12 protein-coding genes and 2 pseudogenes are annotated in these 13,740 nt (G+C 32.0%); 7 read left to right on the top strand and 7 right to left on the bottom strand.

The annotated features are described in order from the left end of the window. Window positions 1-196: 196 nt before the first annotated feature. From LQ615_RS00005 to LQ615_RS00030, 6 genes and pseudogenes are all read right to left on the bottom strand, one after another. Window positions 197-586 (bottom strand): annotated as a pseudogene (locus LQ615_RS00005) (zinc-binding dehydrogenase); the annotation flags it as partial. Between the two features lie 155 nt (window positions 587-741). Next, window positions 742-1,620 (bottom strand): glycine betaine ABC transporter substrate-binding protein, encoded by an 879-nt coding sequence (locus LQ615_RS00010; protein WP_239704054.1) that lies wholly within the window; start codon window positions 1,618-1,620, stop codon window positions 742-744. Window positions 1,621-1,637: 17 nt separating this feature from the next. Further along, window positions 1,638-2,474: an ABC transporter permease gene (locus LQ615_RS00015; RefSeq protein ID WP_064205266.1), complete on the bottom strand. Its 837-nt coding sequence runs from the start codon at window positions 2,472-2,474 to the stop codon at window positions 1,638-1,640. Continuing rightward, window positions 2,467-3,504 carry a quaternary amine ABC transporter ATP-binding protein gene (locus LQ615_RS00020; RefSeq protein ID WP_064205267.1) on the bottom strand — a complete coding sequence of 346 codons (1,038 nt, stop codon included), beginning with the start codon at window positions 3,502-3,504 and terminating at the stop codon, window positions 2,467-2,469. The genes LQ615_RS00015 and LQ615_RS00020 overlap by 8 nt, the downstream gene beginning before the upstream one ends. Before the next feature lie 288 nt (window positions 3,505-3,792). Continuing rightward, window positions 3,793-4,665 (bottom strand): annotated as a pseudogene (locus LQ615_RS00025) (SDR family oxidoreductase). Window positions 4,666-4,734: 69 nt separating this feature from the next. After that, window positions 4,735-5,595, bottom strand: coding sequence for an oxidoreductase (locus LQ615_RS00030; protein ID WP_064205269.1), 861 nt, complete (start codon window positions 5,593-5,595; stop codon window positions 4,735-4,737). A gap of 61 nt (window positions 5,596-5,656) precedes the next feature. On the opposite strand from LQ615_RS00030, the gene panB reads away from it, so the two are divergent. The 7 genes from panB (at window position 5,657) to galE (ending at window position 11,573) form a co-directional block, all read left to right on the top strand. Further along, a complete protein-coding gene (gene panB, locus LQ615_RS00035) occupies window positions 5,657-6,466 on the top strand; it encodes a 3-methyl-2-oxobutanoate hydroxymethyltransferase (protein ID WP_218729845.1) in 810 nt (269 codons plus the stop codon). Then, on the top strand, window positions 6,463-7,305 hold the full coding sequence (gene panC / locus LQ615_RS00040) for a pantoate--beta-alanine ligase (RefSeq protein ID WP_064205271.1): 843 nt from the start codon (window positions 6,463-6,465) through the stop codon (window positions 7,303-7,305). Before panB ends, panC begins: the two co-directional genes overlap by 4 nt. Before the next feature lie 318 nt (window positions 7,306-7,623). Beyond that, window positions 7,624-8,187, top strand: a complete 564-nt coding sequence (locus tag LQ615_RS00045; protein WP_345772856.1) for a glycosyltransferase — start codon at window positions 7,624-7,626, stop codon at window positions 8,185-8,187. A 16-nt stretch (window positions 8,188-8,203) separates the two neighbouring features. After that, on the top strand, window positions 8,204-8,800 hold the full coding sequence (locus LQ615_RS00050; RefSeq protein ID WP_064211639.1) for a sugar transferase: 597 nt from the start codon (window positions 8,204-8,206) through the stop codon (window positions 8,798-8,800). Further along, window positions 8,797-9,417 carry an acetyltransferase gene (locus LQ615_RS00055; protein ID WP_239704052.1) on the top strand — a complete coding sequence of 207 codons (621 nt, stop codon included), beginning with the start codon at window positions 8,797-8,799 and terminating at the stop codon, window positions 9,415-9,417. Before LQ615_RS00050 ends, LQ615_RS00055 begins: the two co-directional genes overlap by 4 nt. A 5-nt stretch (window positions 9,418-9,422) precedes the next feature. Next, a complete protein-coding gene (locus tag LQ615_RS00060) occupies window positions 9,423-10,565 on the top strand; it encodes an aminotransferase class I/II-fold pyridoxal phosphate-dependent enzyme (protein ID WP_239704051.1) in 1,143 nt (380 codons plus the stop codon). Window positions 10,566-10,586: 21 nt separating this feature from the next. Beyond that, the gene (gene galE, locus LQ615_RS00065; protein WP_239704050.1) at window positions 10,587-11,573 is read left to right on the top strand and encodes a UDP-glucose 4-epimerase GalE; all 987 of its coding nucleotides are present in this window, start codon (window positions 10,587-10,589) and stop codon (window positions 11,571-11,573) included. A 98-nt stretch (window positions 11,574-11,671) separates the two neighbouring features. Here the strand turns inward: galE and LQ615_RS00070 are convergent, their stop codons facing one another. Then, on the bottom strand, window positions 11,672-13,609 hold the full coding sequence (locus LQ615_RS00070) for a CDP-glycerol glycerophosphotransferase family protein (RefSeq protein WP_070045306.1): 1,938 nt from the start codon (window positions 13,607-13,609) through the stop codon (window positions 11,672-11,674). Window positions 13,610-13,740: the final 131 nt, after the last annotated feature.

Here is a 13,740-nt window from a genome sequence, read left to right on the forward strand (position 1 = left end):
TCCTTGTTAAATTGTTTATATCTGAAATAGTTCATACAGAAGACTCCTTTTTGTTAAAATTATACTATAAATTCAACTTTGCAACAGAACCATAATAAAAATGAAGTAGTAAAAACAAATAATCACAGGAAGAAAACTAATAAAAGGAGAATCTCTAATTTGAAGATTCTCCTTTCATTAGTTTTTATAACCTTTATTATAATTTAACGAGAATTTTTGCTTGTGATTTATCGTTTACAAGTTGTTCAAATCCTGACTCTACAATATCATTTAACTCAATTTCATCAGTAACGACGTCTTTGACTTTTAAATTACCTTCGTTAATTAAGTCTATTGTTTGTTGAAATGTAGTAGGTGTATAAGCAATCGTCGAAGTAAGTTTTACACCTGTATTAGTTAATTGCATTGGATTCCATTCAATAGGATGACCGAATATAGAAACTATAACAACAATACCTCTTGCTTTAGTAACATCTATTGCAGATTTAAGTGTTGGCGCTACACCAGCTACCTCAAATGCTACATCAACGCCATTATCAGTGTATTTACTAATAACATCACTTGGATTTGATTCCCCAGAATTTATGTAATCCAAATAGACACACCCTTGTTGGATTATCTACTTCATTAATCCAACACATAACCCGAAGCATATATAAATAAAAGCTCCTAACCCGTTAGTTCAATAAACTAGGGGTTAGGAGCTTTATTTTGAGTTAATGGTTTATACCACGCGCTCTATTATTTATCTGAGTCTGAATCTTTAGTCCATTCTTTAACTTTATCTTGGTTGTCATCTACCCATTTAGCTGCTGCTTTTTTAGGTGATGTACCTTCTTGGATGTCTAACATAACTTCTTCCATGTCTTTTGTCTTCCAGTTAAAGTTGTCTAAAATTTCATAAGCTTTTGGACTATCTTTCTTCAAGTCTTTACGAGCTATTGTATTAATATGTTCTGCTTCACCGAATGAACCTTTAGGGTCTTTCAAGTATTTTAGATCATATTTTTGGAATTTCCAGTGTGGAGACCAACCAGTAACTACAATGTCGTCTTTTTTCTTCATTGCTTGACCTAATGTAGTAGCCATTGCACCTGAAGATGAAGTTTCAACTTCCCATCCATCTAAGTTGTAATCTTTAACTGCTTTTTCAGATGCTTTAACAACACCAGCACCTGGTTCAATTCCTACAATTTTCTTACCAGCTTGATCTTTCAAGTCTTCGATTGAATCACCATCGAAGTCTTCAGGAACTACTAAACCAATTTTAGCTCCTTTAAGGTTTGCACCTAAGTTATCAAGATCTTTTTTATGTTTTTTGTATAAATCACCATGAGTTCCTGGTAACCACGCACTAACTGTTGCGTCAGTTTCACCTGATGCTACAGATTCCCACATTACTGCGTTATCTAAAGGTGTAGCTTCTACGTTATAACCTTCATCTTCTAAAACTTTTTGTATTACATGTGTTGAGGCAACTTCTGAATCCCACTCAACGTAAGATAATTTAATATCTTTTTTACCTAAGTCTCCATCTTCACTTGAGCCGCCATTCCCGCAAGCCGCTAATACAAGTGCTAATGATAGCATAAGAACGAGTACACGCCATTTGTTATTCATTCTGAATCCTCCTAAGTTTATTTGTTTTTAGATGATTGAGTGAAGCGGTCAATGATGATAGCAAGAATAACGATACTTAGTCCTGCTACAAATCCTGTTCCTACTTCTGCACGTTGTAGAGAACTTAATACGTCTCTACCTAAACCTGGTGCCCCAATCATTGATGCTATAACAACCATTGATAAAGCTAACATGACAGTTTGGTTAACACCGGCCATGATTGATGCTTTAGCAAGAGGGAGTTGTACCTTAATTAATTTTTGCATTGAAGTCGTACCGAATGAGTCACTTGCTTCAATTAGTTCTGCAGATATTTGTCTAATACCTAAGTTTGTTAAACGGATAGTAGGTGGTGTCGCAAAAATAATAGAAGCGAATACACCTGGAACCATACCTATACCGAAAAATGCTACTGCTGGAATTAAATAAACAAATGCAGGCATTGTTTGCATAAAGTCTAATATTGGTTTCATAATTGCTTGGAAACGATCACTTCTAGACATTAGAATACCAAGTGGAACACCAATAATAACTGATAATAAACTACTGATAATAACTAACGTCATTGTATTCAGTAACTGATCCCATAATTCTTGGTTATAAATAAAGAGCAAGCCGATACCTACAAGAATAGGTGCGACGATTTTCTTATTCATAATGAAGTAAGCTAATATCATAACAATGATGATAAATACGAATGGATGTAACAAATCTAATAATGAAATGATGAACTGCATGAAGTTTCCTAAATACGTTTTAATAGGATCAAAAATAAAACTAAACGTATCAGTTAACCATTCAACAAACGAATCTGCCCATTCACCAAGAGGTAAGATAGGTAATAGATTAAGCATGATCCATCACCTCATTCCCTTGAGCTAACACATCGAATACTTCTTTGAAGTTTAATTTACCAACAATTTTGTCGTTCTCTTTAATCCAAAGTTCATGTGTTCCCGTTCTGAAATGTGGAAATGTTTCAAACAGTAGTGATTCTGCATCTATGAAAGTCTTATCGTCTGTCATTTCAACATTTTCTACTGAATCCATAATATGTTTAACTTTTAATACTTTAGAACGATCGATGTCTTTAACGAAATCTTTAACATAGTCGTTACCAGGGTTGATAACGATTTCTTCTGGTGTACCAACCTGAGCGATAGCACCATCTTTCATTAATGCGATACGATCCCCGATATGTAGTGCTTCGTCTAGGTCGTGTGTAATGAAAACAATTGTTTTTTTCATATCTTGTTGTAATTGTAATAGTTCATTCTGCATTTCTTTACGAATTAATGGGTCTAATGCTGAGAAAGCTTCATCCATTAATAGGATATCTGTGTCATTAGCTAAAGCTCTAGCTAAACCAACACGTTGTTGCATACCACCAGATAATTGATTTGGATATTGGTCTTTGTAACCATCAAGTCCAACCAATTTTAATGATTCTTCAGCTTTTGTTAATCGTTCTTTTTTCGGAACATCTTTAACTTCTAAACCAAAAGCAACATTCTCTACAACAGTTTTGAAGGGGAATAATGCGAAGCTTTGGAATACCATGCTTAAGTTATCTCTTCTGAAGTTTCTTAAATCTTCTTTGTTAAGAGAAGAAATATTATTTGAATTGATTAAGATATCGCCATCAGTTGGGTCTATTAATCGGTTAATCAAGCGAATTAGCGTTGATTTACCGCTCCCGGAAAGCCCCATGACTACGAATACCTCACCATCTTCAATAGTAAAGTTAGCGTTTTTAACGGCTACAGTAGAACCAGTTTCTTTAAGGATTTCGTCTTTTGACTTATTTTCCTTTAATAGTGATTTAACTTGGTCATTGTAATCGCCGAAAACTTTTGTAACGTCTTTGATTTGTATATTGCTCAAAATAACCAGTCCTTATCTATTTAATCGACTTATATTACACTAGCACAGTAAAATTTTATAGTCAAATTGATATTGCACAATTTATAACGTATTAAACTTAAATTCTTACGTGCAAAAATCATAAAAAGTTAATTAATTTTATAAGATATTAAATGCTCAAACCAGTATTAATAACAATAAAGAAAGCGCTTAATTTTTAGACATAAAGACGTGTTTCTTCATATTTAAAATAAGCGCTTTGAAAAAAGAATTTTTTTCTTTAAATTTTTTAAAAATTCAGTGTAATTATTAAGTTGTCATGAAGTCTCCACCGTTTACATGAATTACTTGTCCTGTTACATAAGTGGAATCTTATGATGCTAAATATACATAGGCAGGTGCGTTTTCACTTGGCTGTCCTCTTCGACCTAGTGGCGTATCAGATCCAGCATTCTCAACTTTACTTTCATCGAATGTAGCTGGAATTAATGGTGTGTATATCGGACCAGGTGCAACAGCGTTCACTCGGATACCCTTATCAGCTAGTGTAGTTGCAAGCGATCTTGTGAATGATACGATAGCACCTTTAGTAGCTGAATAGTCAATAAGGTGAGCCGAACCTCGATATGCTGTTACGCTCGTTGTATTAACGATAGCATCGCCTTTATTAAGGTGCGGTAAGACTGCCTGGGATAAATAGAACATTCCGAAAAAGTTTGTTTCGAATGTTTCTTGTAATTGTGATTTAGAAATATCCTCAAAATTATTTTGTGGATATTGAATACCACCGTTGTTAACGAGGATATTAATTTTGCCAAAGTCTTGTATCACATTATTTACTAATTCTTCTGCATGATTGTCTTTTTTTAGATCGTGTGAATAAGCTTTAGCTTTCGCACCGATTTCTTGTAATCTTTTTATAGCGTATTGCGCATCAGTATCTTCGTCATAATAAGATATCGCAACATCAGCGCCTTCTTTAGCAAATAAAATAGCTGTAGCTTCTCCAATGCCAGAATCTCCGCCGGTCACTAAAGCAACTTTACCTTTTAATTTGCCGCCAGCTTTATAATCTTCATCTTCTATAATAGGCTTCGGTTCCATTTCATGTTCAACGCCTGGTTGTACATCTTGTGTGTAACCTTCGATTTCTTCATGTTTCTTTTCAAATTTATCTTTCATGTAAAAATCATCACCTTTTCATTTAATGGTTATTATTTAACATACCCCGTCAATGAAAAATAAAACAGCTTAGACTTCTGGCTGAAATGTATTTAATATTGCATAACAGTTTTCTATTAGAGGTGTTGAAAGTTGATGTTTTTTACTTTGTTCTAGCAAATAACCTTGAATATATTCAATTTCAAGTGATTTATGATTGATGACATCATAGTACATACTTGTACCCATATCATCTGGGTATCCTGCATAAATATTCATGATACTGTCAATTAATTGCTCGTTAAAATGAATACCTTCAGCAGAAGCAATTCGTCTTCCTTCTATTAAAAGGTTACGACAAAGATTTTCTATACCATCTGATTTGAGTACTTTTGCTGTTTGGCGAGTTATAGCTGTTACAGTGTTAATACCTAAATTGACGAGTAGTTTATACCAGACTTGTTCGTAGTAGTCTTCGATACATTCAATATTTAAAATGCTATCTTTAGTTAAACTCTTTAGTAACAAAGTATCATTATTGATAGGTAACTTTAATGTCCAATCTCTAAAATGGGTAACTTGTTGATCTGTTTTTTGACCACTAATGTAAACAACCGCTTGATATACATGAGAATGGTTAATCTGTTTAAGCTGACCATAACCGTTCTGAGTTAGTATAATAACTGTTTTATCATGTGTGATATTTGTTAAATGAGGTGTGATTTGATCGAGTTGAGTAGTCTTAACAGCTATAAATAAAATATCAAATGTTTCTGTTGAGGATTTAAGTGACGCTACGGGCAATGTATGAATTGCTTGCTCATTGTAATCTTGAAATTGAACTTCTGAATTTTCTCTGCCTAATAATGTAACATCAAGAGCGTTTTCTCGTAAGGCAAAAGCAATTGCTGTACCAACTGCACCTGGACCAATTATTCCAAACTTTTTCATTTATTATTTTCCTTTCGGTGTTATTATATATATAATAACAAAAATTTAAGGGTGGTACGGGATGAAAACAATTAAAGAATTGTTAGTCATGAAAGAACAAACAGAAAAAATTTCAATGATTACTGCGTATGATTATCCAAGTGCTAAGCAAGCAGAATCAGCACAAATTGATACGATATTAGTCGGTGATTCATTAGGCATGGTTGTACTAGGATACGATAGTACAGTTGAAGTAACGATGGACGATATGATTCATCATGCTAAGGCAGTAAGAAGAGGTGCACCAAATACTTTTGTAGTAGTTGATGTTCCATTTGGCGCTATCGGAATAGACGATGCAACAGATATCAAAAATGCTATTGATTTATACAAAGAAACAAAAGGGAATGCCGTCAAAATAGAAGGCATGCACACAAATTTAATCGAACGTTGCACGCAAATCGGCGTACCAGTCGTTTCCCATTTAGGATTAACACCACAAAGTGTTGGCATAACAGGATATAAGTTACAAGCAAGTTCTAAAGAAGATGCAGAACAGTTAATTAAACATGCACAAGAAGTAGAAGCTGCAGGAGCAGTTATGCTTGTATTAGAAGCAATACCGAGTGACTTAGCAGAAGTCATTAGTGAAAAGCTGACTATCCCTGTCATCGGTATCGGAGCAGGTAAAGGAACAGATGGCCAAGTATTGGTATATCACGATTTATTAAACTACGGTTCAGAACATGTTGCTAAGTTCGTTAAACAATATGGAAACTTTTCAACTGGAGTAGATGCGTTGAATAATTATCATAAAGAAGTTAAGAGTGGCGCTTTCCCTTCAGAAGAATTTACGTATAAAAAGAAAGTGATGGGAGAGACAGGTAAGTGACTCAAGTAATTGAATATATAAAAGAAATGATGAATATTTCTTCAAAATATAAAGTACAAAATAAGACTATTGGACTTGTACCAACGATGGGTGCTTTACATGACGGTCATTTAAAAATGATGAAACAATCTATTCAAGAAAATGACATAACAGTCGTGAGTATATTCGTAAATCCATTACAATTTGGGCCAAACGAAGACTTTGACGATTATCCAAGACCTTTTGAAGAAGACTTAAATAAACTGAAACAAATAGGTGTAGATTATGTCTTTCATCCAACAGTAGAAGAGATGTATCCAGGAGAATTAAGTTTGTCTATTACAGTAGGATATTTAGCTACTGTGTTGGAAGGTAAGAAACGACCAGGACATTTTGACGGTGTAGTAACAGTTGTTAATAAATTATTTAATATAATAGAACCAACAAAAGCATACTTCGGGAAAAAAGATGCACAACAATTAGCCATTATCGAAAAAATGGTCCAAGACTTTAATCATAATATAGAAATTGTACCTATTGATATAGTCAGAGAAGAAGACGGTTTAGCCAAAAGCTCAAGAAATGTATATTTAACAGAAGAAGAAAGAACAGAAGCGGTACATTTATCTAAAAGCTTACAAAAAGCTAAAGAATTATATGAAGCAGGCGAAAGAAATAGCAAAGTGTTAATAGAAGCTATTACAACATATTTAGAAAAAAATGTGAGCGGAGAGATAGTAGAAGTCGCAGTATATAGCTACCCCGAACTCATAGAACAACAAACCATTAAGGGACAAATCTTCATATCATTAGCCGTTAAATTCTCACAAGCACGATTGATAGATAATGTGATTATATAAAATCTTAGTGGAGATAAGTATATAGGAAAATGAAAAGCAGTAGAAAATCATGGTCAAAACCATATTTCTACTGCTTTTTTGTATTTGCGGTTCGATAATTATATTTTATCGACCTGTATTTTGCATATATGGAAATATAATGACGAAAATACGTCCTTATTTATCAATAGCATGACTCAAATACAAAAAAGCTACATCCAACAAATCAACTTTTAGAGCGCACAACAATTTTTTAATAAAGAAAATGTTCATTTCATTAATGGTATCGGTGTTAATTTAAGTGAATATAATGCTGTTAATATTGATAATCATACGAGTATTAGAGAGGAATTAGGCTTAGATTCAAATGATATCATCATCAGTTACGTGGCAGAAATGAGTAAAAGAAAAAATCAGCTATACTTACTTAAAAATTGGAAAAAGATTACGTATAAATGTCCACGTGCAAAGTTAGTGCTCATCGGTAGTGGGGAAATGGGAGAAGTATATAAAGAATATGTGGCGAATCACAACCTTGAAGGCGTTATATTTGCAGGATATAGACAAGATATTAAAGAAATAATCTATCAGTCAGACATCGTTGCTTTATTATCAACTCAAGAAGGACTACCGAGATGTGTATTAGAAGGCATGGCATTGCATAAGCCATTAATAGTAAGTTATATACGTGGTAATACGGATTTAGTACAAAATGGAATTAATGGTTTCACAATCGACTTAGATAATGACGAAGAATTAATAGATAAGTTTATAACGTTAATTCAGAACAAAAATTTACGTCATAATATGGGCTTGAATAATGAACAAATTAAAGAAAGATATTCCGAAACTACTGTGCTAGAACAAATGAAATGTATATACGATAAAGTATTATCAAAATAAACAAAGGCGTGATTCAATGTTAAAAAGAACATTAGATATAACGGTCTCATTCTCTGCTTTAATAGTTTCAGCTCCTGTTATTTTAGGAACTGCAATAGTAATCAACAAAAAGATTGGCAAACCTATATTTTTTAAGCAAACGAGACCAGGTAAAGATGAAAAGCCATTTGAGATTTTAAAATTTAGAACAATGACAGATGAAAGAGACCTAAATGGTGAGCTATTACCTGATAAAGATAGAATGACAAAGACAGGGGATTTCATTCGTAAAACGAGTATAGACGAACTACCACAATTAATTAATGTATTAAAAGGTGATTTAAGTCTAGTAGGGCCAAGACCACTCTTGATGGACTACTTACCGTTATATACAGAAGAACAAAGAAAGCGACATCTCGTAAAACCTGGTATAACAGGATGGGCACAGGTGAATGGCCGTAACACTATATCTTGGGAAGAAAAATTCAAATTAGATGTGTGGTATGTGGAAAATCAATCATTTAAATTAGATATGTTTATCTTATATAAGACGATTATGAATGTCATCAAAAGAAAAGATATTACAGCTACTAACCATGTAACAATGGAGAAATTTAGAGGTAATCCACTATGAAACCTATACTGTTAATAGGAAGTGGCGGCCAGGCGAAAGTAGTTAAAGAAATAATTGATTTAAGTAATGAATATGAGCTTAAAGGCTATTTAACGGATGACATAACAGAATATCACAAAGAAGAAAATTTAATATACGATAATCTGAAAAATATTCATTTATATAAAGCGGAATATTTATTCCATATTGCTATAGGTAATAATCATATAAGAAAGAGATTGTTTAATAGACTAGCAATTTCAATTGAACAATTTCCTGTTCTGACACATCCATCAGCGATTGTTAGTTCATCAGCGAAAATAGAGAACGGGACAGTCGTGATGGCAAATAGTGTTATAAACGCAGAAACATCAATTGGTAAACATAACATTATCAATACAGGATCCATCATCGAGCATGATAACGTCATTAAAGACTATGTCCATATCTCACCGAATTCAACGCTAACAGGAGGCGTAGAAGTTGGAGAAGCATCACAAATAGGTGCTAGCGCTACAGTATTACCAGCATTAAAAATTGGCGACGACGCAATTGTAGGGGCTGGCGCTACAGTGGTAAATCATGTCGAAAATCATCAAATAGTAGTTGGGACACCTGCAAAGCCTATTAGGAGGTAGGTAGAATGAATCAAACAATATATTTATCATCGCCTCATATGGGAGGAAATGAACAAAAATATATAGACAGTGCTTTCAAACAAAATTGGATTGCACCGCTTGGAGAAAATGTAACTGAATTCGAGAACACTGTTAAAAATTATGTCCAAGTAGAACATGCTTTAGCAGTTGGAAGCGGGACATTCGCTTTACATTTAGCATTAATAGAATGTGGAGTAAGTGAAGGAGATATTGTGCTTTGTTCTTCTTTAACATTTTGCGCAACTTCTAATCCTATTTTATATCAAAAAGCGACACCAGTATTTATCGACTCTGAAATGGATACGTGGAATATGTCGCCACATGCTTTACGCAAAGCTTTAGAAAAATATACTGAGGTAGGCAAACGACCTAAAGCTGTTATAGTTGTGAATTTATACGGACAGTCAGCCAAAATGGATGAAATTCAAGCGTTGTGTGAAGAATACAACGTAAAGTTAATAGAAGACGCAGCAGAGTCGTTAGGATCAGAATATAAAGGTGAGAAAAGCGGTAGCTTCGGAGACTACGCGATATTTTCATTCAACGGGAATAAAATTATTACGACGAGCGGTGGAGGTATGCTTGTCTCAAGCAATGGAGAGAGTATAGAACATGCATTATATTTAGCGACTCAAGCACGGGATAAAGCCATTCATTATCAACATAGTGAGTTAGGTTATAATTATCGACTAAGTAATATTTCAGCAGGTATAGGTAGAGGCCAAATGGAAGTTTTAGAAGAACGCGTAAATCAAAGAAGAGCTATATTTGATACTTATTACGACGTATTAAATGAAATAGAAGGATTTCAATTCCAACCAGAATTAGAGAACAGTAAATCTAATAGATGGCTAACAGCCTTAACGATAGACTCAGAAAAGACAGGATTTAGTGCTAAAACGTTAATAGAATACCTACATCAACATAATATTGAGGCGAGGCCCGTGTGGAAACCGATGCACTTGCAACCATTGTATGATGGGTATGACTACATAATTGAAAAAGAAGATAATGCGAAAAAACTATTTGAAACAGGGGTTTGTCTTCCGTCAGGCTCAAATATGACAGAAGAACAATTGAGTATTGTTATTGAACATATAAATAAACTTGCAAAACAATATAACTAAAAAGTAAAAGAGGAAGGGAAAATGAAAGTTTTAGTTCTAGGTGGTGCAGGATATATTGGATCTCATGCAGTAGATCAATTAATTGAGGAAGGGTTTGATGTAGTAGTAGTCGATAATTTAGAAACAGGACATAAAGAAGCCATACATCATAAAGCTAAATTTTATGAAGGGGACTGTAGAAATATAGCGTTTATGGAAAATGTATTAAAAAACGAGAAAGTTCATGCAGTCATGCACTTCTGTGCATACTCACTAGTTGGCGAATCTATGAAAAAGCCACTTAAATATTTTAATAATAATATGTATGGTATGCAGGTTTTACTCGAAACAATGAAAAAATACTCAATCGACAAATTAATATTTTCATCAACTGCAGCAGTGTATGGCGAGGTAGAGCAAGTACCTATTAAAGAAGAAACGATATTACAACCAACCAATCCATACGGTGAATCAAAATTAGTAATGGAAAAGATGGTTAAATGGGCAAACAAAGCATATGGATTAAAGTATATAGCATTAAGATACTTTAACGTAGCCGGTGCAAAAGCTGGCGCAAAAATAGGCGAAGACCATAACCCAGAAACACATTTAATACCGATAATATTAGAAGTAGCATTAGGAAAAAGAAAAGAAATTGCCATATACGGAAATGACTACCCAACAAAAGACGGAACATGTATAAGAGACTACTTACACGTATCAGACTTGGTGGACGCACATATAAAAGCGTTGAAATACTTAAATAAAGGTGGCGAGAGCCAATCAATAAATTTAGGTAGCTCAAAAGGGTATTCCGTTCTAGAAATTATTGAAGCAGCAAGAAAAGTAACAGGTCATAACATTCCATGCAAAGTAGAACAAAGAAGAGCAGGAGATCCAAGTATACTTATTGCTTCAACAGAAAAAGCAGTCGAAAAATTAAACTTCAAACCAAAATATACAGATATAGAAGAAATTATAAAAACAGCATGGGCATTTCATAAGAAGTATCCAGAAGGGTATAAATAAACAAAAAAATTGTAGAGATGTAACATAAAATTAAAAAGTAAGAATTTAGTAAAATACAGAATTCTTACTTTTAATTCGTATATTATTAACTTATATTTTTATATTCCAAATTGTTTAATCATATGTTTCATTATTCTATCGCAGGCTTTTTTATCTTTAAATTTATACAAATGTGCTAAATCTAAATCACTATCTGCTTTAATATTTTTTAATTCATTAATAAGTTCATGGTCATTTTTAACAACTTTACCTGGTAACTCAATATTATTAATAGATTTTAATTGTTTTTCCATGATTTGTGGTGGCTGATAATATAATACTTTTTTGCCCATAATTGCAAAATCAAGTCCGACACTAGAATAGTCAGTGACAAGAACATTACTATTATATAATAAATCTTTAATGTCATGCTCTTCATTACTTAAAGTATTTACTATATTAGATTTAAATAAATGATTGTATTTTTGAAAATTACGATGTAAAAATAAATTAACTATATAATTATTTGAATTCACCATTTTTTTAAAATCACTATTATTAATAAGGTTATTAAATGTTTTATAAAAGTCAGTTTTCATAAAATCATCGTCAGATAAAACATCTTGTGCTGGGCGCCAAGTGGGCATTAATAGTATACTCTTCTTTTTTTTCAACTTTTTAATAATATTTCTTTTCTCTTTAATTAACATATCAAATCTTGGTAATCCCGTTAGAATTGCTTCATCATTAGAAAAACCATAACCATTTACAATTATTTTTTTTTCTCTCTCTGAAGATACAACAAACAAATCAGTAAATCTTTCATGTGGTTTTCTAGCATACATTCCACGTAAATTCCTAACACCAATAATCCCGTGTTGTAAAAATACTCTCTTTTTAGTTGATAATTCTCTCTCTAACTCATTTGCTCTAAAAGGTAAAGTGTAATAAGAAGTATGAGTATGACATATAACATCTGCTTCATATAATACTTTTAAATTGTCTGGTGATTTATAATACACTACATTATCTTTATATTTTTCTAAATTTTTTAAATCACTACTATTTTGATTAATTATATAGTAGATATTATATTTTTTAGAGTAATTCTTCATAAGATATTCAAAAAACACTAAGCCATTATCTTGTGCACTTGATGGATATTCTATACAAACTATAGTAGTTTTATTATTTTTTATATTTTTCTTTTTTATTTCATTTATATAATACAAATAAGTATCTTTTGGTAAAATAGTTATTTTAAATGATAAGTAACCATGAAAAGTCCGATAGAATCTAACTAACATTTGATTATCATTATCAAATGTTATCCAATTTTCATCATTATAATAAAGTTTATCTTTTTCAAAAAACTTTATCTTTGGAGTCAAATTGGTTAAAGGAAATTCATTTATTTTATAATTGAAGAACACATCATATACATTAAAATCATAATTTAATATATCGGCATCTTCACCTAATAATTTTGTAATATTCTGTACATCCAAAATTATAGTAGCATAAATTCTATATCTATTATTACTTTCTTTAAAACAGTCGAAATTATCCACTGGAATATTTATTTGTTTTTTTGTCTTTCTGATAACAATTGTAGATGACATAGATGTAGGTAAGAAGTATTTAGAGACGAATTCAAAATATAAATGGATTTCTTCACCAATAACTTTTGTCCCTTTATACTCAGCATCTCTATTATAAAGGTGATTTAAAGAGGGCTTCTTATTATAAATCAAAGATAAATTATTTCTAGAATTAATATAGATGTAATATCTATTTTTACCATTTTTTAGAAGTGAATTCTTCCCAAAATTCACTTCTTCTTGGTCAATGTCAATATTTATTATTTTATCGTTTTCATTATAGAGTAATAGTTGTTCATTGGGATCTGTTAAAAACTCTTGTAAGTCATTGTAAGATAATATAAATTTGTCATTTTCCTTTTTGAAATTGAGTTTATTATTTTTATGATAAACATAAATATTTTTATATTCAACATCACTCAAAATAAACTCATTGTTAATAACTCTTAATTTCATTTTATAACCCCGTTTTTATTATTATGCTAATAATTATATCAATCCTATAATTATATTCAATATACTTTTTAAAATATTTAATATTTTTTGTATTGTAATTTAAAGTTAAGTAATTTTTGGTTTTATGTTAC

Source organism: Mammaliicoccus sp. C-M13, from assembly GCF_022386845.1.
GTDB lineage: Bacteria > Bacillota > Bacilli > Staphylococcales > Staphylococcaceae > Mammaliicoccus > Mammaliicoccus lentus.